Genomic DNA, 21,363 nt, shown 5'->3' on the forward strand with positions numbered 1-21,363 from the left:
GGCCGATTGAGGCGGAATGTCCTGCGATAACGAAAATGTGTGAGCAACTTGGCCGGATGGGCGGTCGGACATTGCTGCCCTCGACTACTGCGGTCGCCACCATCAGTCATTGTCTCCGTCATTCCTGTCCTCCTTCTGCCTGCTCCGCCTCGGATGTGCGCTCACTCTTCTTTTGGCGTCGCTTACGGCCAACTGCCGGTGACGGTGGGGTGCCTGCGGACGAGACGCTGCTGCGGCGCGGAGCCGTCGGGTTCGGGCTCGGTACTGGAGTCTCGTTACTGCCGTAGCGGTCGCGGCTGGCTGCGCGGATACGGTCGGCCAGCCCGGTTGGTGGTGGGGGCGGCAGGGTGGCGATCATGGTCCAGCCTGAGGATTCGCCGCCGGTGACGATGCGGGCGTAGGCGGTGTGGCGCGGGAGTTGCTGGAAGTCCTCGGCGGCGAGGTGGCCGTGGGTGAGCTTGGCGGCGTCGCTGGCGTCTTTGCTGCTTTCGAGGCGGAAGAACATTTTCGAGCGGGCGTTGGTGTCGATACTCTCGCGCAGCTCTGCTGGCAGCTGGGCACGGGACTGGTGGGCCAGAATCCAGCCGACGCCATAGCTACGGCTTTGGCTGAGCGCGTCCCCGAACGAGGTCGGGAGGTTGACGAACCGCTGGCACTCGTCGACGACGACGAATCCTGGCCGGTCAGTCGGCCGGTCCTCGCTGGCGCGTTCCTGCGTGGCGTTCCAGGCTTCGCCAACCAGGAGTGAACCGACGAGTTGGGCGGTAACCGGTCCGATCAGGCCTTCGTTAAGGGGGACGAGGACAATTTTGTTGTCTCGGAAGATGTCCCGCAGCCGGAAGACCGGCTCGGCCTGCCCGAGCATGCGGCGCACCGCCGGGCGCATCAGGTAGCGGCGTAGCTTGTTCAGCGGTGCGGCGATCATGGCGGCCTGGGCAGCGGGTGACAATTCGCCGTAGGTCGCCCAGAACCCGGCCAACGTCGGGTCGCCTGCCACGTGGCCGATCAGGCGCAGCCGGAACGGTTCCTCGGTCAGCAGACGCGGGAGATCGACAAGGGTGAACGGTGTGCCGATGGCTTGTCCGGCACGGACGAGTGTGAGCAGGCTGGCCAGGAAAATGTCCTCGGTCCGCGGGCCCCAGCCGTCAGCGAAGACGACCTTGAATACCGCCAGCAGGCTGTCGACGACGACATCAGGGTCGCGGTCACCAGCATCGAGCGGATTGAATCCGGGGACGTGGGGGTCGGCCAGGGAGATGATGACGACGTCGTCAATGCGGTCTTCGCCGACGGCGTGATCGAGGATGTCGTCGATCAGCTGTTGTTTGGGGTCGATCACGAGTAGGGGCCGCCCGGCACGAATGTCGGCCGCGATCTGAAGAAGGAGCACGTTACTTTTCCCGGACCCCGTCGGGCCGAGCAGCACCTGGTGCATCAGGGCGTCGGCGGCGTTGACGCCGACCCGAATGCCGCTGCCGGGCAGTGCAGTTTCCCCGATATCCCGCCCCTCCGGCGTGGGTGTGCGGGCCAGGAGGAGCTGGCGAGGGTGCAGCGGCGGGATGCCGGGGAGGTCGTGCTCGCCGAGTGGCCAGGCCAGCAGCCCTGTCAGCTCATCGGGCGTCAGGTTCAGCCGCCAGCGGCGGGGCAGCCGTGGTTCGGTGATGGCGGCCGGGCGCTGCGCGGTCAGTGATAGCCGGACGCCGGTTGCGCGGGCCCGGCCCAGTGCGCCGAAGATGCCAAGGATCAGGCGCCGCCGCCGTTCGGTAGTGCTGGCAGTCGCCGCGATCCGCAGGCTGACCCGGAAGCCATGCAGGGCAATCCGTTCGGTGATCGCCCGCTGCACCGGTTCAGGCGCTGGCATCACGCCGCGGGCCAGCAGACTGCCGATCGGCTGCGCGGGGTCGGCGACCGGCCCCCTGGCGATGCGTCCGGCGATCCGGGGCCCGAGCACGATCTGCAGCACCATCACCTCGCCCGCCGACAGGTGCGCGCCCAGCGCCGAGAGCAGCGCGGTGGTGACCTCGAGCGGTGGCTGCCCCAGCCCGAGCACACCGGGCGTGGCCTGCAGAGCCACCGCCGATTCGACCGGCGCGCGGCTGGCCGCGTCGGCAGCCATGATCGTGATGCCGGGCAGCAGATCTCGCAGAGTGCGCTGCACCCAGCGGACGTGCTCGGCCGGTGTGCCGAGCAGCCAGGTGATGCCGTCGGCGTCGGCGCGTGTCTCCAGCACGACCGTGGGACTCGACGGGTCGGCAGCCAGCCGCGTGAGGGCACTCGTCAGCAGCGCGGGGTCGAGCGGCCGGGCCGGCCAGACGCGGCTCCAGACCCACTCGATTCGTGGGGCGCGGCCGATCACGATCCCTCCTCCCGGGCCGTGCGGGATCGTGTGGCCGAACCCGGTTCGTGGTCATCGGACTTATCAGCTTGCTGGCGCCGAGCGTCGGCTTCGGCCTGGGCGGCGTCGAGTTCCCGGACGTGCTGGAGCAGGGCGCGGGCCAGCCGTAGCTGATCGGGTGGGTCGCGGCGATCATCGGTGACGACGATGCGTCGGTCGGCGTTGCGCCGGTAGGCGCGGGTGGGTCGGCGTTTTGGGTGACGGGAGCGGCTCATCGTCGGGGTCCTCCTTTCTGGGTGGTGTGGCGACTGGCAGCGATCGCGGCACATCCCCACACCAAAAGGAGGGCGTCTGTCTCTTCTATGCGCCTGCCGTGATGAAATGTCAATGCACGGTGTGGATTTGACAACATCCCACCTCTGGCTGATGGAAAGATGAAATTAGTCTGAGGGCGCGGCGCGGCCGGAATGGGCATCACCATGGCCGACTCCTCGACCGCCACCAGAGCACGATCATCCAGACCGCGGCACCGGCTATCCCGATGATGCACAGCCACAACCAGATCCGGGCCAGCAGATCGACGGCGATGGGCAGGGCGACCGCGCCGAACAGCACGACCAGGCAGAAGCGCCGGAACCAGTCCAATGGGCTCTTGGTCGGTTCGGTGCCGCTCATCGCCGGCCTCCGTTCTGTGTGCGGTTGGAGGGGACCGGGTACCCGGGAATGGTGATGTCGGAGTCGATCTCGTTCCCCCACGCGTCCCAACCGGGCTGGCGGCGACGGGCGAACAGTTCCAGGTACGGCCCATCGGAGATCCGCTCGATCACGGCGTACTGCTCCTCGGGTTTATGGCTGTGATCCTGCAGCGGCGCGAACATCCAGGTGGGTTGGGCCCGGAACTTGACGGGCGCCTTACCTCGGGTGCCGAGGATGAGGTGTTCGGTGGCGTTGCGCAGGTAGTTGCCCAGCCCGAGGCGCGGTTTGACCCAGGTCAGTGGTGAGCGCGGGATGAAGCCCCACCGCTTCATGACCTCGTAGCCATCGGGAAGCGTCGCATTGGTGACCCACAACCACAGATGCGCGTCGTCTTCGGCCAGATCAGCCACGGGCATGGCCATGATCCGCGGCAACGTCATCAGCGAGTAGTGCCGGGACGCGCCCAGTTTCCCCTTCTGCTCCACGTCCCAGGGAGGGTCGGCCATGATCGTGCGGTACTTCATGGGCGCGGGAGTGGGAGTGGGAGTGGGCGTTGCGGTGCTCATGAGTGAGCCTCCTGGTTGGTGTCGTGGGTGTGGAGCGCGGTGATGACCTGGCGGGCGACGGCCGTGGCAACCGAGACGGCTACCGCGTTGCCGATCTGCGTGAGTGCCCTCGCGCGCATCGCGGGAAGCAGGAAATCGTCCGGGAAGCCCTGTAGGGTAGCCGCCTCGCGGGCGGTCAACCGGTGCTCGCGCGAATCCACCAAGTAGGCATCGACATTGGACTTCTGGCCAACGTGCTTGTTGAACCCGGAGGCGAGCAGGGTGTAGGCCAGTTCGCGGTCGCAGTGGCCACCGAAGAGATCGCTGAGCGTGAATGCCAGTGGGGTCGGTTCGGGAAACGCGAACGGTGTCGACGGATCGCGGAAGCCCACCATGAATAGCCGGGGCCGCAGCTGCGGCAGGCCGAAGTCGCACGCGCGCAGCACCGCGGTGCGAAAGGAGTAACCGAGCTGGGTGGTCATCGTCTCGCGAATCGCCGCGAACGTCGTCCCGTGATGGTGAAAGCGCAGTCCGGCACCGTGTTCAAAGATGAATGCCCGCGGCCGGGTGTGCATGATCAGCCGGGCCAGCTGGTAAAACATCACACCACCCTCATCGTCGAGTCCGCGCTGACGCCCGGCAAAGGAGAACGGCTGACACGGGAAGCCGGCAGTCATGATGTCGTGGGCCGGCACATCGGTGGGATCGACGTCGGCAATGTCGCGGGCGAAGCGGCCCGCGGCGAACAGCTCTGGGCACCGTGGCCCGAAGTTGTTCTCGTAGGTCGTCCGGGCGAAGCGGTCGCGCTCGGTCGCGAACACACACTGGGCGCCGAGACTGTCGAGGGCGAGATGGAAGCCGCCGATCCCGGCAAAGTGATCGACGAACCGGATCGGCTGGCCCGGCCCGGCGCCTCGGGACGTCGGCAGCTCGAGCGGCCCGGAGACCGCAGCGGCGCCAAGGTGGCGAACCGCCGGGACGACGGTGCCAGGCTCTGGCAGGAGGTCGAGCAGGCTGGTCTGGCGCAGCTCGGGTGGGGTGATGGTGGTCATAGCGGGTGGATTCCTTTCCGTCCCGGTGTTTTAGGGCGCACGAAGCTACGGCGACGACCGTGATGGTCGTGTCCGGAGTGGGTGCGGGTGGTGCCGGGAACTGCCCCTATTACGGGCCGTGCGGCCGATGGGCTCAATCGTCCGACCGGGTGACGCGTCGCCCGGTCAGACGAGCGGCCGGACACGATACGTCAGGGGTCAGCGCGGCGATTCTGGCAGTAGGTGTGGCAGTCTGAAATACGTTGTGAAATAGACAATGTGAGTGGAGTTCAGTGCTACTGCGGGACGGCATCACCTGCCTGCCGGGCATCAAGGAACGCGTGAGCGAGTACCTGCGCAACCGCACCAGGCTCGGAGGCCGGCGTGATCGTTGACACCGCGACGTCACTGCCGGAGAGCGCGCCCGGCGGCCGGGCACCGAGGACGACGGCATGCCGGACCGCCTCAAGACCGGAGAACCGGGCGAGCACGCGCTCGGGGTCGGTATCGGTCAGCAGGAAATCCGAGAACACCACGACGACAACCGGTCCGGGAGCCCGTCCGGCGAGGTGTTCGGCGACATCGAGGCCAGGGCCGAGATCACTCGACCCCGGCTCCGACGGCATCCGGCCCAGCGAGGCGTACAGCCGGCGAACTCCGGTACGGGTCAGCGGCTGGCGCAGCACGCTGGCCCGTCCCGGCTGGTCGAACGACAGCAGGCTGACGCGTTCGCGGCGGCACCGGCACGCCGCCGCCATATGGCCGATCGCCTGGCGGGCTTCTGCCAGCCGGTTGGCAAGCGGATCGGTACCGCCCGAGAGGCTGACGCTCGGCGAATTGTCAAAGAGCGCGACGACCTCCACGGCGTGCGCCGGGCAGGGACCAAGATCGGGAAGTGCGAACGACCTATGGTCATGGCCGGCACCGTGCGCGGGTATGACGCCGCCGTCGCTGGTCGGGATGACGCTGTCCGGTAGCGCCGCCGAGGGCAGCACCACGGCCACCGGTTGCCAGAACTGCCGCGAGGTCATCGGGTGTCACCCCGGCCTGCGGGACGGGGCTTACGCCCAATCGGTGCGCCCGGTCGGCCATGGCCAACAACGTCCGGGCTTTCCATCAGGGCACGGTTCATGTCGGCAGTGAGATGCTCGCTCGCCGCCGAGCCCAGCGCCCCATGCACGCGGCCGATCGAGGCCGCGACCTCGTCCGCGCGCAGTCCGGCAAGCAGCCGCAGTCCCAGCGTCAGGCGCAGATGGCGGCGAGTAGCGCGCCGGTAATCGCGCTCGGCTGCGTCGAGCAGGTCGGCTACCGCGTCGGCGTGCACCCACGCGTTGACGAAGGACGCCAGCGCGATCCCTGAGGATAAAGCCGCAAACGTCCACCCGGACGCCGATCCCTCGATCGCCGTGCGCAGCGTGAAGATGCCGGCGCCGATCAGGACCACGATCGACGTGGCGAGTAGGAGCAGCCCGGCCAGCCACAGCGTCGCTATCCGCCGCCCATCGAGTAGGTGGCGGTACGGCTCAAGCGCTGTGGGCACTTCGTCGGGCTGCTTGCGAAGCCCCGCCTGCGCCGCTCGGCCCAACTGCTCGCCCGCCAGCCCCGCCGTGACGCAGGCGACGCCGGCCGATCCGCCCTGGATGACCGCCAGCATCGGGATCTCACCCAGGCTGATCACCGCCATCGAGGTGCCGACGATGTCCCCGAGCAGCAGGCCGATCATCCGCGCCAGGTAGCCGACCTGCGAGCGCGTCGAACGCAGCACCAGCGGCGACAGGGCCTCCTCGATGGCCACAAGGCGATCCCGGGCGGCAACGACCAGCGGATCGTCACTGGCGACGAGCGTCCGTACGCCCTGGACGTGCAGGTCGAGCGCCGCGGCGAGTGCCCGTGCGCGCCGTGACCGGGATTCTCCTTGGGCCGCGTGCAGATGTAGCTGCTCGCGTCCCTGGGCAAGGTGCGCTTCCTCGAGATACGTCGCGCCGGTCAGCGCCTCAGGACGGGTGACTGCGCTGGCGCCGTCGACACGCGGCAGCCGGCTCCTTCCGGCACCGGCGCTCTGGACAGCCCCGCGGCGCGGCGTCAACGCCGGCCGGCTCATTTCGCACCCGCCCCTGCATCGGTCACGATCAGGCAGGAAGCAGCGTCGGTCTTCGCGCAGACCGCTGACTGGAAAGTCTTGACGGCGTCGACGTAGCTACTCGGGAGCTGCTCGCCATCGGCTGTCCGGCCTACGCCGATCATTCGCACGTTGACCCCCGGAATCTTTGCCGGGGTCTCGGTCTCGGCCAACTGTTGTGCCCTTGCAACTGTGAGCCCGGGATTGGCCACCTCCGCCGGGACCGTACTGATGCCGTCGGTCAACACCGAGAAGACCCGCGTCGCCCGTCCGGAAGGACTCTGCTGCGCGAAGTACTCCGCCGCCACCTCGTACTGCCCCGTGATATCTGTGCCATCACCCGGCAACGACGCCCGCGCCGGCGGCAGCCTACGGCCGATCGTGGCCATCGTCTGGTCGACCAGCTTCGGGACCTTGCGCAGCCGCGACGTCTCCGTTGCGCCCACCGTCGTCAGATCGCCGTCGAAGACCACCTGGCCAACAACCGACCCGGAAAAGACCGTCACCCGAACGTGGCCACCGCAGACGGCCGTGCGCGCCACCTCATCGCGGATGACCTGCAGGCGAACGGGCTGAGACGTCGCGCCGCGCGAGGTCCGTGATTCGTCCGAAGCGATGAGAGACGAATGCCGGGAGTCGGCACAGCGCGACAGTACGGTGGTCAACTGAGCAATTCCATCGGGCTGCGTCGGCGAGGCGCAGGACGCACACGCTAGCACGGAGGTCAGACACAGCAGGATTGCTGTTGCATGTGCGAACATTCTGAACATGGTTACGAGGTCGTCTCGATCGCTACTCACGGGATCACGTCATGTTCGATGTTGAGCGCATCACCAAGCCCGAATACGATGCAATGGCGACGAAAGGCCTTCGAGTCGTGCACCTGGTGTCCGAGTGTCTTTACGGCAATCTGTTCCAACTCGTCCAGCGTCAGGCCCCTTGGGCACATGCCTTGATTCTTGGCCGAACTTCTCTTCTTCACGAGATCCTTCCAGGTAGTTGTGCTTGTGCGAACACGCACCTTTGTGCCTGGTCAGGGGTACAGTCGACAAGCTCGCTTGGAGTACACGAGGGGTACAAACGCTGGGGTAGCCGGGGTGCGGGTCACCTTGGAGTCCGTCGATGACAGACACGGAGCCCGGACGGATCGAGCAAATTGTTGAGCAACTTAGCGAGATCCGTAGTCGCTCAGTTTGGAAGGTCAAACGGTGGCAAGACTATGCCGATTTACTGGAGCTACTCGGACTATCTCTCGATGATCGGCCAACGTCGGTGGTGGTCGCACAGCTTTTGTCAGAACGAATGGATGAACTTAAGGACAATAAGACAAAGAATGTAGCGAGACTCCTCTTTGGACTTGAGCCAACGGGCGCAAGAAACGGATATAAGGCAGCGAGTGAGGCCGCCAGGGAGTATCGATACCCAGGCCAGGGATATAGTCGGGCATTGGGTCAGCATTTAAAAAGAGAAAACAAAGAGATCATTCGTCAACTAGCAGTGCTACTCTTGACCCAAGACGCCAGCGTCGGGGAAGAGGGTATCCTAGTCGCTCGGACGGCCTATGAGAACGAAGTGCTCAACTGGCTAGCGGGAAACGCTACGACCCTGCTGGTGGCGGGCGACACAGGAAATGGAAAATCCACGTTAGCGAGGAAAGCGTTAGAGTCCAGGTCCATTGGAATTGGTTTCAAAGTTGTTCTATTAGAGTCGAGTTCGGCACTCTCCCTCATTCAATCCATCTCGGAATTTTCTGGAACTGGCGCTTCATCTATACAAGAAGCAAGTTCTCTACTCTTCGAATCAATTGGCGATGAACCGCGATACGTAGTCATACTGGATAACGCGTCTGACTGGTCGGCGGTTGAAGCTATTGTTTTCAGATCGACAAAGTGCCTAATCACCTCTGAATCTTTACTAGTACCCCGGGATGTTGAACACGATCTATTAAGAATAGATCCGATGGATATCCCCCAATCAGTTGAGCTAATCCGAACATTTAGACAATCTGCGGAGACCGGAGACGCGGTAGTGTTCGCACAGCTCCTGGGCGGAAGACCCAGATTGATTAGTGATGTCCTCGGTATGTTCAATGAGGATGATCTATCTATGCGAGAATTAATCAACATTCTTCGCCCAGAGTCGGTCGATATAATTGCGCAGGCCGGCGATACGATGAGCGCTCGCGCCGTTCATACTCTCTATCGGCGATATATTGAGAGCCTAGAAGACGACAGTCCAGGAGCCGCCCTGTTATTGGGTGTGATTGCATGGATCGGAAATTCTAAAGTGCCTATGGCAACTGTCGAAAGCTTCTTCTTGGCGGCTCCAGGTCGATTCTCTATAGATCCCTTACTCGTAAGTAAGCCGCTAATTTCAGTATATCTGAAACGCCTTCAAAAGAGGTGTCTTGTGGATGTGAAAGAAGGGCTAGTTGAATCCCATTCGGTAACCCTGCGGATAATTCGAGATTGCACGCCTGGGTATCGATTAAACTTCGAATACCTCACAGTCGAAAGGTACCTCAGGGCTGATCTGATTGACGACTTTCGGGACCCCGATAGACACCACCTTTCGATTTCTGCAATAGAGTGGTTTTGGCCAATGGTTGTTATTCTAGTCCGAGGTAACCTTAAGGCGCTACAAGGTGAACTACTGAACGCTTTTGTAGCGTATGCTTACTCCGCCATGCTTCAAGTGGGCGACTTTATCAGCCTGGAGCCCCTTGTTCATAGGTTAACCTCTGAACAAGACAAACCGTGGTCTGCCTCAGCACTGAGTTCGATAGGGCAATTGGCATACGAGGCGGGTATAGTTGGTCGACAATTGCAAGGTGAGAGAATTCTCGCCCTTCTTGAATCAGATGAGCTGGAAAGTGACATCGTTAGAACTGAGGCTAGGATATTCCAGTACTTGCAGTCCGGGCTCCATCAGCATTCTAAAGCACACACCGGATTTGTCCAGGTCATTCATGAATTAGTAGAAAACGGATGGGACACCAATATGTCGATGGCTCTCGTTCGCGGTCTGGAATGGTTAGGCGAGGATGAGATCGCCATTCTCGTTTGCGAAGAAACATACAAAAGAAGAACGAACTTTGTCCAGCGCCTTTTTGTAATATCTTGCGCCATTCGTATCGCGACAAAGAACGGTATGGTCGAGACGGTAGATTCTTGGTCAGATCGACTTTACTTGGAGTCACCGAAAGTCAAGACACAGATTGCCTTAGCGTACGTGGATGAATGCCGTGCTTGGATTTCAGTCTCCGAAGGTAACCTGGATGCTGCGATCGCCTGGTTCGGACTAACGGCAAACGGTTTCGAGTCAATCGGATTTCGCCGCCGTGCCGGACTACTTCGTCTTATGGGCTGGGGATTGCAAATGTCTGTTAACGAAAATTCCGGAAATGACCAGCAAGGCTTATACTGGATATCGGATGAAAGTCCTATTCTAGAACCTATCCGGTTGTTCTATGAAGGCATCTCCAGCGCATACAGAGGACTCAGGTTGGCAACCAATAACTACTACTCAGCGCAAGTGACGAAAGATGACCTGCCAAGCATGGAGCAGCGACGGTTACAGTTAAAGATGAAGTTTCTACAGGTCTTTAACACTACTGCGGTTGTGAACGACAGCGACTTAATCGAGCTTGCAGAATTGCACGCCAGCTGCCCCAACAAGCGAGATCCGGAGTATTGGCGTCGGCTGGTTGCGCTGATAGATAAGGGAAATTATCTGCATTTTTGGTTATACTAAGACGAAATTCGGAAATTTAGCCTTGATAGTCGCCAAATAGCGACTGAAATTCGACAGAACTGAGCTTTTCTTGAGATACGAAGTCCTCGATGTGCTCTAGGCTGTCGAGGGCGTCGCCCCGGGTTAACGGATCTGACAACAAGTCGCGCCACAAATCGACTGCGTTGTCCACTGTGCCACTAAGATAAGGTAAGATCCCGATGACTTCGCGACGAATTTCTGCATCGTTTATGGTGTTGGCGATCTTGATTTGAGATGCAACTGCATCAGGTGAACTCGCGCAAATGACGAAGTATACGTGAGCTCTAAGCTCGTCAAGCAAGGTCATGCTGAGTCCGCGGTCTCGTTCAAGACCGCCAAAGATCTCGGCGATTCGTCGGGTAGAGCTCATAATTTGATTTGGAGGACTGCGTTCAGATTCTTCTTTAAAAAACTCGGTCATACATTTTTACAATAACCGATTTCAAGCTATCATTCAACACTATTTTCAATATTTTCCTTGAGAGAGATTATTACTTCTCGGAAGTTGGTTCGTGCATATGGAGTCAAACTCTTGAAATCGAATGTGGATGGTCTGCCGTAGCGGTCGCTTAGGGGGAGTACCGCTCCAAGTAATTCCGCAGCTTGATCGAAGTACATCTGACGGAATCTCTGAGCATATCTACCGAAGGATAGAAATGAGGATATACATGCCTGGCCGAGCGGAATAGCGGTGGCGGCCAGCCCGTAATCTCCACTCTCGGTCTGATCAAATCTAAAGAAGTTTGCCGGAACAGCTATCTCAAACTCTTTTGTCTGACCGAGGAATCCTGATGTCAGTAGGTAGCTAGGCTGGCTGTCAGTTACAAGCTTTCGGAGCAGGTATCTTCCGCCAAGAAAAGTTCTTTGGTCACTCATTGCGATGAGGGCCGAAGTTTTTAGTGCCCACCTGACTAAGGCGGCTTGCTGGACTGCGGATAAAACTATGGAATGTCGGGTTTGGATCAGCGGAGCAACTTCTCTTGCTGGCCGATCAATGTCCGCCTCAACTATCGTCTTACACTTGCGGCAAAAGCCGCTAATGGACCTGTTGTGTCGTGTTCGGCTCGTTATCGACCCATCGCCCTGAATATGGTCGATAACGAAAGAGCCTGTTCCCAATCGCTCAGCGAAGGGTGGCGTAATAGGCAAACGCATATCTTGGTTTCTTCTCAGACGTCGGCCGCAAGCATTGCACCGTGAGTCATCGTTCACTCGCTAGATATTACACAAGAGCTGCTTGGCGCGCCGGTCGCAGAGCGAATCCACGATATCTGCAGCCCAGACTTGCTTAGGAGCTTCCCGCAAGTTATTCGGTGCATTTCGTCGCGAAGTTGCGACATAATCGAAATTTGATCCGAGTCATCTGTTGACAGGGTGGATGCTTCCTATGGGAGGAGTCTCGGACTTGAAGCCATAGCTACGTATAAGTAGCATAGTGCTGTAACGCGAGAAGGGAGACGCTCATGGGCGGCGGCGAGTAGACACCATCCTGATCAGGCTGCCTCGGAGCGTTCGTCGCTGCGGGGCAGTTCTTCTTGGAGCGTCCAGGTGAAGGCGAACCCACTGCGTGGCATCAGCCAGCCGCGGGCCTCCACCTCGATAACCTTGCCGGCGACCGCTTCCGGGCTGCGCGTGATCTGAGCTGGCTTGGCGGTGCCGACGGTGTCGCTGACCCGCATGTCTGCGATTGAGGTAGCGGTGTAGTCCATGGTGAGGCCCATATTTCGCCCTGGTTGCGGGAGTTCGAAGAACAGGCGGTGGCCCCACTGTGGGGTCACGGTTCTGAAGACCTGCCGTATGCGGACAGGTTCCCTGCTGGTGGCCGCTGCGGAGAGCCGAACGGTGTAGGTCTGGCCGGTCTTGCGCGTGCTGCGGGTGATTTGCTGCGGCGCACCATCGACTGTCAGCTCGAGTAGTTCGTAGCTCTCGCGGCTCGACGCGTCCATTCCAGGGCGAGGTTTCATGAACCATGGCGAGGTGGCGGGGACGTCGAGGAGCAGGTCGTTGTATTCGTCGCGGTCGGAGACGCATGCGAACCTCCGCACGCGCGCGGAGGGGACGGTGGTGTACTCCCATTCCACGACCACATCGAACAGGGGAGTGCCTGCTGCACTCTGCTCTGATGCATCAGAGAGGCGGATTCGGACTTCGACGTCGTGCCACCGCTCCGCCGCGCGGATGGCCTGGTCGCGGATCTCGGAGTAGATCTCGCGGGCAAACTGCTCGTCACCGAGACGGAGGCTCATCGCGTTGGCGGCGATGTCATCAAGCAACTCGGGCGTGGCCACTCGCTTCAGATCATCCGGCTTGATCGCGAAGGCTTCAAGCACCGCGTCGCGGATCTCGGGAATCTGCTGGCGGTTCACTTCCGCATACTGGGCGACGGCCGACGCAGTTTGTGCCCGGCGAGCGCTGTAGTCCATGATGCTGCCGATCACGCCGGCCGCGAGGAACGTGCCGCCAACCTCGCCCAGTGCTGCGCCGTGGAGCCAGTTCCACAGTCCGAGGTCAACGCCGTTGATCGAACCGTCAATGATCGTGAGAACCCAACCAACGAGGGTGAACAAGACGGCAACCAGAATGGTTCTCGTTTTGAGGAGATCGGAAGCCAGTGATTGCGAGTCTTGTTGTGCCATTGCTTATGGCTATTGTAGCAAAACCGTAGGTCAACGCCTAGATGCAAGTTGACTGGCTGTCATCGGCAATGAGGGCATACAGAGCAACATTGCGGTAGACGCCCGCGTGTAGATATCGGCGACGGAGAGTCGCCTCATGCGTGAATCCGAGTTGAGTGAACAGACGCTGGGACGGGCCGTTGCCGTCGACGATCCAGGCCTCGAGCCGATGCAGCCCAAGATGGTCGAAGCCCCACTCGACCATGGCGAGCACCCCGCTCCGTCCGTGGCCGTGTGTGCGATCCTCCGGCGACCACACGCAGATACCCACTTGGGCCACGCGACTGCGCCAATCGATGGCGTGCAGTGAGCACTCGCCGACCAAACGCCCCTCATCGGTGCGCAGGACGAAGTTGTACTCGGTGGCCGGCGTTGGCCCCGAGGTCGCATCAATCTTGCGCTGGATTTCCGCCGGGCTCCGTGGCCGCCAGTAGGGCGGGCCGTGTTGGGCCAGTTCCTCCCAGTCGGAGCAGGCTTCGAGGATCGCCGGGATGTGGCTCTCCGAGAGGGCGCGCAGTGACACCGGCATGACCGTCTCCCGCTCCTCCCACAGCTGCTGGGAGCATCGACGCTACTTATAAGTCTGTAGACCTTCAAGTAGCGGACCGGAAACGTAACTGCTCGTTATGGAAGGCGAGCTGCAGAAGGTCGTGGGGCGCAATTTGCGCCAGTACCGGCTGGAACGTGGCTACAGCCAGGAGGACTTCGCCGACCGCATGGGCGTGCACCGCACCTACATGGGTAGCGTGGAGCGCGGCGAGCGGAACCTGTCGCTGCGGAGCGTCGAGAAGTTCGCAGAGTTCTTGGGTGTCGATCCGCTGGAGTTGCTTCAAGCCGCTGGACAATAACACGCGTGTGGTGTCCAGTTCACGGAATTAGCCGACCGCCCTTGCCTTTGCGGACTTGCGGACTGATAAGACAAGAAGTCCGGTGGTCCACTGGTACAACGCCCGTCGGCTGATGCACCGTCTCGGTCGGATTCCACCGAGAAGCCGACGGGAACTACTACTCTCAACTTGTCGCCACACCGTGGTTGCACACCCGCCATCAGGCGACCTTGGAAACGAGCATGGAGCCATGCCGAAAGACCAGTTGCGGCTACATAACGACGCAGTATCTCGCTCGCCTACGTCTCGAGGACCACCCGGCACAAGCTACGGGTTGACGTAGAAAGTGGCGACCGCAGGGGTGCTGACGTAGAGGTTGGGTTGTGGGTAGTACTCACCGGAGACGAGCAACTGTCCCGGGCCGGTACGGATGGTGGTGCGGCGGTGAGGGAAGTCGTAGATCGTGCCGCTCTTGCCATTGCTCAGGTTGCGCCAGTGCCAGCGATATCCGTAGCCAACTGGGTACGGATAGACCTGCCCGTGGCCGTAGAACACGCGCGGATTCGCCACACCGGCGCCACCGTGTCCCCACACAACACCGGGCACCTGCACAGTGATCGACGCTGACAGCTGCGGGTGCGGAGGAGGAGGCGCAGCCGATGCTGCAGGAGCAAGCGCCGCCGGGAATGACACAGCCAGCGTGAGCAGCACAACCCAGACAAGACGACGGATAGTCATCGCTCAAAGGTAATACACAGCTGAGCCGCACCCCCGACGTTCAACTCCCTCCAGGACGCCCACTGACCGCCGGACGGTAGGTCCCAACGCGGGCGCCGGGACCTACCGTCTGTCGTGTCGCAGAACGTCTAGCCTGCGGTCGTGGCACTGTCCGGGCTAGGCGTCCACCGGTTACGGGTCCAGAAAGCGATGGCACCGAGTAACGGAACCACTGACACGACCAGCGCCCACACGACTCCTCGAGTTCGTCCCGTCGGCTCAGAGATGACCGACCACAACGCGATCGGCCACATCACCAGCCAGGTGGTGACAAGACCCGCACCCAACAGAAACACCACGATGTCTATGCCGAGCCCTGTTGACAAGCCCACCCAGGTTGTAGGTGTTGTCGATCGCGCAATCGGCCAGGCCAGCCTTTGCGAGCGACCAAATAGCCACTCATACCTCAACGATACTGGGCCTACGCAGCGGTTAACGCTGTTTTTCCCATACGATCTTTGACGCGGAGCCCCAGCTGAGGAGGGGACTTACCCCTCCACGCTCCATCCCCGTGTATCCGACATTGTTTCCGCCGCCGGCCAGCATCCCCGAAGAGGCTGGTCGTGCCGTACTAAAACTCCTGACGCGTCCTACTCTGATCGGTCACCGCGTCCGCGATCGGATAGTCATACTGACCAGCCTCGTAGCCGTAGAAAGCCCAGAAGGCGTAGATGGGCACCACTGACCGGATACAATCCCGTAGCGGGGTGCCAGTAGAAGGTTCACCACCTTGGAAGGTGGTGAACCGGCCCTTGCCCTCCTGTGCGACGATCTCGTCTGAAGTCGGGAACTTCAGGACGCGCGCCGTCAGAGACGCCGGGTTGGACCGTCCACCACACCGCTCCGCGGATTCGGTTTGCTCGACTTCTAGTCACGACGTCCAACGAAGGAGCCGTGTCCGTGGTCAGCTCGATCCTCTAGTAGGTAGCACTGCTAGGTAGGTGTCAACGCCGATACGGGTGGCATTGGCGCGCCAGGAGCCGGCATCGTCGAGGTTGAGATCGAGTTGGGTGATCCAGACGTCGAGCTGGTATTGCGCGATGAGGTCTCCTGTACCGAGTGGGATCAGGTAGATGCGCTCTGGTTCGCTGTCCCAGCGGATCGTCAGAATCGCACCGTTGGGGACTGGGGTGACTGAGATGTCATGCATATGCCGCCATGGTGATCTCGCTATTGCCCGGCCCGCGGACCAACCGGAGCCGGTGCTGGGTTCCGCCGAAGGTAGGTTGGCGGCAGCGATGATGTAGGCGGCGAGGTCAGCGGCTGCCTGCGCAATCTCGGCGTCGCGGTCAAACATGGTTCACTGCAAAGTACTGTTTATCCATGGGTCGCAATGTCCTTCACCAGCTTCCGATCCTGTTTTGCAATAGCCCGTGACAACTCCCATTTGAAGGGTATCCAGGGCTCCTTGCTCGTTCATCTTCCCCGGCTCGACGCGAACAAACGCTCACCACTGTTACGCCGTGAGCGTGAAACTCGGCTTCGTACTCATAGCGCGACCCGATCATTACCTTTTCGGACTGGTTGACAATTTTACCTATAGCGTCAATATCGAGGCCGTGGTCCAGTAGTGCATGCATCCAGCCGAATCCGCCTCCCCCCTGCGGAGCGGGGTCGGAGTCTTTTCGCCCGTACCTCAACATTACGTCCTCGCCGTGAATGTTCACGAACTGAGCCTCACAATTGTAGGGCGTCGACTTATGAATAGCTTCCGCCGGGCAGGGAGATTCGATGGGAGGACCAGGAGTGATCGGCGTCCCAGCAGGACTCGCAGCGATGTGCCACAGTGCATCGGTTGCTCCGCGTTGCGAGTCCCAAAGGATAGCGCCACCCTGGAAGAAATTCAGCAGGGTTGCTTCTGCGGCCAGAGCCGCGGGTGGCGAGATTTCGTCACTCACCGGGTATCCAAATTTGCCGCTTTGAGCTCCTGCGGCTTTCCAGTGATCGCGGATGGCACCACCGATACTCGCCGCGCCGGGCGCGAACACCGGATGCCAATAGATGCTGCCCCCTTGAAATTCTTGTCGCCGACCAACGCCGTCGGGGAGGACGATCTCGTCGGTGGTGGGGTACTTGAGAAATCCAGCCTCCCACCCTTTCGACCCCCACTTCGTCATGAAGCTGTTCACGACCGGATGGGCGCCGGTCGCCGCGGACCAGTAGATGGGTCCTACCATAAATTCGCTGCGCTTCCCGGTATTCCCGGGGTTTGTCAGCTCATTGGAGATCGGATATTTCAAGAAGCTGTTAGGACCACCCAGCGAGTTGTACTTGTCTCGGATGACCCCGCAGACCTCATAGGGAGCGGTGGTGAGGTAGGTCAGGGCCTGCCCGATCACGGTCCCGGTGCGGCGGGCGCGGTCCCATTGGTCTCCGACGACGTGCACTTGTTCGTGGTACTCGAGGTAGGCGTTGGCGGTGGTGGCGTGGCCGGCATCGCCGGAATTGATTTGGTACCACGCGTTGAGGGTGTCGGCAGTGATCAGTCCTGCCCGGTGGAGCTCGATGACCGCGCCTATTCCGCTGGTGGTGTAGGCGGCTAGCTGGGGTGCGAAGTCGAAGAAGACGTGCTTGCTCATCTGCACGACACTGACCTCGTACGCCCGGACGTCGGCGGTGGTGATGCGGGCTGCGGCAGGCGCCAGGCTGTCGATATCGGGATTGGTGGTGTGGGGGTGGACGGCACGCGCGACCGTGGCGAGCGCGCCACGGAGCTGAGCGATGGTCAGAGCATCGGCGGCCAGGTCGAGATCAAGGAGACCGGCAACGAAGGAGGGGCCGACCATGGCAGCCATGCCGGCCCACTGTAGGCGCGGATTCTCTAATGCCAAGGCCGCGTAGTAGGAGAAGCATTTCTCCATGGTTGCGCGGTTGCCGGTGATCGCGGTGTGCGGATTCCATCGGGGCAGTGCGATACCGGCGTCGCTGCAAGCGCGTAGTACCCAATACTGCTGTAAGGCTGCGGCGTATCGCGTTGGTTCGATACTGTCGCGGCGATAGCTGCTTAGTGCCGATGACAATGCGGTGAGGTCGTAGGGGAGTCGGCTGTTGATGCCGCCAACGTTTTCGCCGTTGGCATTGGTACGGGGGAGATCCAACAGCGCGGTGGGCGGTGCGGCAAGGGATGCGGCGGCTGGAGAGACGACAGCAGCGCCGAGTCCGGCGGTGGTGATAGCGGCCGCGCGGAGCACTGCGCGTCGAGTCCGCTGCGTCGGCGTCATTGATCGCTGGTGGTGGTAAAGGGGTGGGTGGCTCTGCGTTGGGCGTGGACGGGGCAGTAGTGCATCGGTGAGGTGCGGGCGGCTTCTGGTGGAAGGTTGCGGATCGGAGTTTCGATGGGCGGTGTCGATGCAGGTAGGCGGCCGGTGGTGCGGTCCCAGGCGTCGCGGGCGCGCGGGTGGAGCCGGTAGCGGCGGGGTATTAGGCTGAACGCGCGGTTGACCAGCCGCCCGAACTGGCGCAGTCGTTGTTCGTCGCGCGCGGTCCATGGCAGTCCGAGGAGTTCGCGGACGCTGGGGTCGTATAGGCCGGTGGTCATCCACACCATGAATTGTTGGGCGGGTGTGGCCATCGCTTTCCACGCGCGTGCTGGTATCCATGCGAGCATCGGTGGTGGCGGGAGTTCGGCGATGTCGAGGACGGTCCGTACCGCGGGATGGTCGCGCAGCACTTGGGTACACATGGTGTCCCAGTACTGGAGGAACTCGTCGTAGGTGTCCGGGCAAGGCCTCATACTTACGCCGTAAGCCGCATACCACGTGCGGGATTCCTCGAATAGGATCCGTTTGTCCGACTCGCTGATCTCCGGTCCGAAGACCTCGGCACACCGGATGTTGCCGTACCAGAAGGTGGCGTGTGCCCAGTAGAAGACGTCGGGGTCCAGAGCATGATAGCGCGAACCATCAGGCAGCGTGCCCTTGATCGTACGGTGGTAATCACGCACTTCGGCGCCGGTTGCCGGGGTTTGGTCGAACACCACCCCCATGATCGGGTAGAGCGACCGGAACACCCGCTGCCATCGTTCGCCGAAGAAGTCGGAGTACTCCCACACCGCGGCACCGAGTTTGGGATGCAGGTTCTGCATCGAGCCCTGCCACAGCCCCATCAGCATTCCCCGCCAGTCACCGAAATAGTTCCAGGTCACCGACTCTGGTCCCAAGAGCTGAGAGACCGCCACGGAGGGCGCCTCCACCCCAGATTCACTAGCGTCGCCATAGGCCGTCGCACTGCTCATGGTGAGACTCTATCCGACATTCGTCTCGATCGGGGTAAGTGGCTGCACGTCGACGAACTGTTCATGAGCCTGGCCGTCGAGTTGTTGAACGCGAACTGGCTGCAGGTGGCACTGCGCTCCATGGGGTGATGTACCGGCTTTCGGCCGCAAGTGTGCCAGCTTGGTTGCCGCTGATATCGCCGACGCGGCACAAGTTGCAAGCCTCGATCTTTCGTGAGGTGGCGGTCCCTCGTTGAGTTGCCCGGATTGGTGGTTTGAGAACCCGTTTTCGCAGCGGCGCGAAGCAACACCGCGGCCCCGGCATGCGACACAACCCCGGTTCCGGAACCATCAGCAGACAACACGGGGTAAGGCGCAATAAACTTACTCACCTGAATGGCGGTTCTCGATCTGGTCCGATTGATACCGTCGTAAGTTCAATCATCCCAGGTCAGGGCACCATTCTTCATTCACGACACGAAATCAGCGTGAAAGCCGGAGGCTAAAGTGAACCTGTGGTGGCGTCGTTGGTCGAAACGCCGTCAGGGGGGAAGCTGTGCTAGTGATACGTGGCCCTCTCTACGGTCGCGATGCTGTCGGTCTCGATCTCAAGGGCCGCCATTGGATGATCGCTGGCTGAGTCAGGCTGCCATAAGTCAGTGACTGAGACGATGCTGGGACGTAGCGGCTCGGACACCCAGAACTGATCACTCCGCATGCGACCCTCCGTGCTGCGGGTCGGCAGAGAAGAACTCTTCGGGGCTACGGGGAATGCATCCACGAGGCCAACTCTCTGAAAAGTGTCAGCAACCCGGTGGTCTGCTGTAGGAGAACTCCTCCAACTAGCAAGTACAATCCGTGATGCGTCTCTTTCGCTTGAATATGTCGTCATGTCGAATTGCTCGGATGTTGAAAGATAATTTACGTCGCCGCAGACTATTGCGTATGGCCGTACCGATACGCGCGTTTTGTAATAAGGCTTGCCTCCGACACGGCTGCGTCTGCGCCAAAAGGCGTCAGGTGTATTCGTATAATGCTTAGCAGTCGAGGAAGTCCGACTTCGAAACTGGCGATACCAAAGTCATGTACTGTGTGACTTGAGAAATCGGGATTCCATCTTTGTCACGTGTCCAACTGTCCTAAGGTTGTAGAGGGTTATTGGTACGTAGCCAGACGTGAACAAGGGAGGATGGCGCACACTTCATCTGCAAGTCAATGTTTTGAACGGGCATCTTCGTAGTGGGTCGTTCGTGCCCGTGGGCAGCGCACTAGTCGCGGTGGTGGAAAGTCTGTCGCGACGTGAAAAGTTTGTGATATTCTTAGGCTCCTTTTCCCGGACAGGTTTGCAACTATTCCTGAAGCCATACCTGGTATTCACACACTTGACACAGCCGGGCGCGATTCCAACGTCGCCTTCTGGCGAATGTGCACTCGATTACGATGGTAGGGGCATATCCGCATTCAGGGCATGGATCATCAGACTCATATTCGGTGAGTCGCACCCAACAACGATATGCACTTGCGCTGCGTCCGCGCTTCCTGTTCGCGGCCAAGTACTTCGATCGGACGACATTTGAGTTCCCGGCACTGTTGCTTGCCTGGCACATTGCGAGGTGGGGCGGTAGCGTATCGAACACGATGGTCGCTGGGACACCTCGCGCATTCTTGGGGGCGCGGCCGTCGTTGACGCCGCTCGTCGCCGACCACCTCTTCCCGGCGTCGAGGGGCGCAGGTTGGGCGGAGTGGACGCCGCCCGTCCCCTCGCTGCGCCGAAACCCACCCCCGACGCAGCGAGGGGAACCGAACGCTCTCGCACTGCTATGCTCCTCGGAGCCCACCCCCGCGCGGGACCTCAGCCCCCGATTGAGACGGATCGGGGGCTGAGGCTTTTCCGTGTGGATGCGTCCGCAGCGGTGGCGCCGTCGACTTCACTGTTGCGCTGGACGAATCGCTATGCGTGCTCGTCAATCCTCTACGATTCCGGCACAGACGGCCTTGAGCCGACTGTCACTCCGCCTGGTGGCGGCTTCACCGTCCCGGTGTCCACTCCGGGGGCGGGCAATGCGGCTCTACAGAAACGTGCTTTAAAAACGTACGCAGGGTTGTCACTTGTCGATAGCGCGTCTCGGGTGGAAGCGTTACACCGCCCCCTTTGGATGCCGCAGCGTGTGCGATATGGCGAGCGTTCTGCAGCGGTGATACGACCGTCGTCGGAAGGCGCCAATACTTAGCCTCGAAATTTCGTGAGGTGGCCGTCTCTGGTTGAGTGGCCCGGATGTGGTGGTCTGAGGACCGGATTCCGGGCCGGGGCCGTGACGAGTGAGCCGAGGCGTCGGTGGGCGTCGGGGTTCACGGCCCCGAGAGGGTGTCC

The 21,363-nt window shown here is 61.2% G+C and carries 19 protein-coding genes; 2 read left to right on the forward strand and 17 right to left on the reverse strand.

The features are described from left to right. Window positions 1-118: 118 nt before the first annotated feature. From GOPIP_RS22480 to GOPIP_RS29285, 9 genes are all read right to left on the reverse strand, one after another. Complete coding sequence (locus GOPIP_RS22480; protein WP_006372115.1) at window positions 119-2,356, reverse strand: type IV secretory system conjugative DNA transfer family protein; 2,238 nt, start codon at window positions 2,354-2,356, stop codon at window positions 119-121. Continuing rightward, window positions 2,353-2,610 (reverse strand): hypothetical protein, encoded by a 258-nt coding sequence (locus GOPIP_RS22485; protein WP_006372116.1) that lies wholly within the window; start codon window positions 2,608-2,610, stop codon window positions 2,353-2,355. Before GOPIP_RS22485 ends, GOPIP_RS22480 begins: the two co-directional genes overlap by 4 nt. Window positions 2,611-2,809: 199 nt before the next feature. Further along, on the reverse strand, window positions 2,810-3,010 hold the full coding sequence (locus GOPIP_RS22490; protein ID WP_006372117.1) for a hypothetical protein: 201 nt from the start codon (window positions 3,008-3,010) through the stop codon (window positions 2,810-2,812). Continuing rightward, window positions 3,007-3,597 carry an MT-A70 family methyltransferase gene (locus GOPIP_RS22495; RefSeq protein WP_006372118.1) on the reverse strand — a complete coding sequence of 197 codons (591 nt, stop codon included), beginning with the start codon at window positions 3,595-3,597 and terminating at the stop codon, window positions 3,007-3,009. Before GOPIP_RS22495 ends, GOPIP_RS22490 begins: the two co-directional genes overlap by 4 nt. Continuing rightward, window positions 3,594-4,628 carry a DNA cytosine methyltransferase gene (locus GOPIP_RS22500; protein WP_006372119.1) on the reverse strand — a complete coding sequence of 345 codons (1,035 nt, stop codon included), beginning with the start codon at window positions 4,626-4,628 and terminating at the stop codon, window positions 3,594-3,596. Before GOPIP_RS22500 ends, GOPIP_RS22495 begins: the two co-directional genes overlap by 4 nt. A 275-nt stretch (window positions 4,629-4,903) precedes the next feature. Further along, window positions 4,904-5,638 carry a vWA domain-containing protein gene (locus GOPIP_RS22505; RefSeq protein WP_006372120.1) on the reverse strand — a complete coding sequence of 245 codons (735 nt, stop codon included), beginning with the start codon at window positions 5,636-5,638 and terminating at the stop codon, window positions 4,904-4,906. Next, a complete protein-coding gene (locus tag GOPIP_RS22510; RefSeq protein ID WP_035728740.1) occupies window positions 5,635-6,708 on the reverse strand; it encodes a hypothetical protein in 1,074 nt (357 codons plus the stop codon). The genes GOPIP_RS22505 and GOPIP_RS22510 overlap by 4 nt, the downstream gene beginning before the upstream one ends. Continuing rightward, a complete protein-coding gene (locus tag GOPIP_RS22515; protein ID WP_138944162.1) occupies window positions 6,705-7,391 on the reverse strand; it encodes a hypothetical protein in 687 nt (228 codons plus the stop codon). Before GOPIP_RS22515 ends, GOPIP_RS22510 begins: the two co-directional genes overlap by 4 nt. Window positions 7,392-7,522: 131 nt before the next feature. After that, window positions 7,523-7,708 (reverse strand): hypothetical protein, encoded by a 186-nt coding sequence (locus GOPIP_RS29285; RefSeq protein ID WP_211602030.1) that lies wholly within the window; start codon window positions 7,706-7,708, stop codon window positions 7,523-7,525. A 140-nt stretch (window positions 7,709-7,848) separates the two neighbouring features. Here GOPIP_RS29285 and GOPIP_RS28895 point away from each other — a divergent pair, with 140 nt between their 5' ends. Beyond that, the gene (locus GOPIP_RS28895; RefSeq protein WP_138944163.1) at window positions 7,849-10,479 is read left to right on the forward strand and encodes a hypothetical protein; all 2,631 of its coding nucleotides are present in this window, start codon (window positions 7,849-7,851) and stop codon (window positions 10,477-10,479) included. A gap of 16 nt (window positions 10,480-10,495) precedes the next feature. Here the strand turns inward: GOPIP_RS28895 and GOPIP_RS22520 are convergent, their stop codons facing one another. The 4 genes from GOPIP_RS22520 to GOPIP_RS22530 form a co-directional block, all read right to left on the reverse strand. Then, window positions 10,496-10,921 carry a hypothetical protein gene (locus GOPIP_RS22520; RefSeq protein ID WP_006372128.1) on the reverse strand — a complete coding sequence of 142 codons (426 nt, stop codon included), beginning with the start codon at window positions 10,919-10,921 and terminating at the stop codon, window positions 10,496-10,498. Between the two features lie 29 nt (window positions 10,922-10,950). Then, a complete protein-coding gene (locus tag GOPIP_RS28900) occupies window positions 10,951-11,376 on the reverse strand; it encodes a hypothetical protein (RefSeq protein WP_138944164.1) in 426 nt (141 codons plus the stop codon). Window positions 11,377-11,993: 617 nt separating this feature from the next. After that, window positions 11,994-13,136 carry a hypothetical protein gene (locus tag GOPIP_RS22525; RefSeq protein ID WP_006372129.1) on the reverse strand — a complete coding sequence of 381 codons (1,143 nt, stop codon included), beginning with the start codon at window positions 13,134-13,136 and terminating at the stop codon, window positions 11,994-11,996. Between the two features lie 37 nt (window positions 13,137-13,173). Next, entirely contained in the window at window positions 13,174-13,704 is a 531-nt protein-coding gene (locus tag GOPIP_RS22530) for a GNAT family N-acetyltransferase (protein WP_006372130.1), read from the reverse strand. Window positions 13,705-13,801: 97 nt separating this feature from the next. On the opposite strand from GOPIP_RS22530, the gene GOPIP_RS22535 reads away from it, so the two are divergent. Next, complete coding sequence (locus GOPIP_RS22535) at window positions 13,802-14,023, forward strand: helix-turn-helix domain-containing protein (RefSeq protein WP_006372131.1); 222 nt, start codon at window positions 13,802-13,804, stop codon at window positions 14,021-14,023. A gap of 306 nt (window positions 14,024-14,329) precedes the next feature. Here GOPIP_RS22535 and GOPIP_RS22540 read toward each other — a convergent pair whose 3' ends face one another. The 4 genes from GOPIP_RS22540 to GOPIP_RS22560 all read right to left on the reverse strand — a co-directional run bounded on the left by GOPIP_RS22540 (window position 14,330) and on the right by GOPIP_RS22560 (window position 19,013). Then, window positions 14,330-14,608, reverse strand: a complete 279-nt coding sequence (locus GOPIP_RS22540) for a hypothetical protein (protein ID WP_244421205.1) — start codon at window positions 14,606-14,608, stop codon at window positions 14,330-14,332. Between the two features lie 1,075 nt (window positions 14,609-15,683). Continuing rightward, window positions 15,684-15,929, reverse strand: coding sequence for a hypothetical protein (locus GOPIP_RS28905; RefSeq protein ID WP_138944165.1), 246 nt, complete (start codon window positions 15,927-15,929; stop codon window positions 15,684-15,686). Window positions 15,930-16,119: 190 nt separating this feature from the next. Further along, window positions 16,120-18,000: an LGFP repeat-containing protein gene (locus tag GOPIP_RS28070; protein WP_006372134.1), complete on the reverse strand. Its 1,881-nt coding sequence runs from the start codon at window positions 17,998-18,000 to the stop codon at window positions 16,120-16,122. After that, complete coding sequence (locus tag GOPIP_RS22560; protein ID WP_006372135.1) at window positions 17,997-19,013, reverse strand: oxygenase MpaB family protein; 1,017 nt, start codon at window positions 19,011-19,013, stop codon at window positions 17,997-17,999. Before GOPIP_RS22560 ends, GOPIP_RS28070 begins: the two co-directional genes overlap by 4 nt. Window positions 19,014-21,363: the final 2,350 nt, after the last annotated feature.

Source organism: Gordonia polyisoprenivorans NBRC 16320 = JCM 10675 (genome assembly GCF_000241325.1).
Classification (GTDB): Bacteria; Actinomycetota; Actinomycetes; order Mycobacteriales; family Mycobacteriaceae; genus Gordonia; species Gordonia polyisoprenivorans.

Coding starts and splice junctions, on each gene's coding strand:
- GOPIP_RS22535 (WP_006372131.1), top strand. CDS start 13,802: ATGGAAGGCGAGCTGCAGAAGGTCGTGGGGCGCAATTTGCGCCAGTAC.
- GOPIP_RS22530 (WP_006372130.1), bottom strand. CDS start 13,704: ATGCCGGTGTCACTGCGCGCCCTCTCGGAGAGCCACATCCCGGCGATC.
- GOPIP_RS22490 (WP_006372117.1), bottom strand. CDS start 3,010: ATGAGCGGCACCGAACCGACCAAGAGCCCATTGGACTGGTTCCGGCGC.
- GOPIP_RS28900 (WP_138944164.1), bottom strand. CDS start 11,376: ATGAGTGACCAAAGAACTTTTCTTGGCGGAAGATACCTGCTCCGAAAG.
- GOPIP_RS22560 (WP_006372135.1), bottom strand. CDS start 19,013: ATGAGCAGTGCGACGGCCTATGGCGACGCTAGTGAATCTGGGGTGGAG.
- GOPIP_RS22525 (WP_006372129.1), bottom strand. CDS start 13,136: ATGGCACAACAAGACTCGCAATCACTGGCTTCCGATCTCCTCAAAACG.
- GOPIP_RS22500 (WP_006372119.1), bottom strand. CDS start 4,628: ATGACCACCATCACCCCACCCGAGCTGCGCCAGACCAGCCTGCTCGAC.
- GOPIP_RS22505 (WP_006372120.1), bottom strand. CDS start 5,638: ATGACCTCGCGGCAGTTCTGGCAACCGGTGGCCGTGGTGCTGCCCTCG.
- GOPIP_RS22510 (WP_035728740.1), bottom strand. CDS start 6,708: ATGAGCCGGCCGGCGTTGACGCCGCGCCGCGGGGCTGTCCAGAGCGCC.
- GOPIP_RS22485 (WP_006372116.1), bottom strand. CDS start 2,610: ATGAGCCGCTCCCGTCACCCAAAACGCCGACCCACCCGCGCCTACCGG.
- GOPIP_RS28905 (WP_138944165.1), bottom strand. CDS start 15,929: ATGCATGACATCTCAGTCACCCCAGTCCCCAACGGTGCGATTCTGACG.
- GOPIP_RS28895 (WP_138944163.1), top strand. CDS start 7,849: ATGACAGACACGGAGCCCGGACGGATCGAGCAAATTGTTGAGCAACTT.
- GOPIP_RS22520 (WP_006372128.1), bottom strand. CDS start 10,921: ATGACCGAGTTTTTTAAAGAAGAATCTGAACGCAGTCCTCCAAATCAA.
- GOPIP_RS28070 (WP_006372134.1), bottom strand. CDS start 18,000: ATGACGCCGACGCAGCGGACTCGACGCGCAGTGCTCCGCGCGGCCGCT.
- GOPIP_RS22495 (WP_006372118.1), bottom strand. CDS start 3,597: ATGAGCACCGCAACGCCCACTCCCACTCCCACTCCCGCGCCCATGAAG.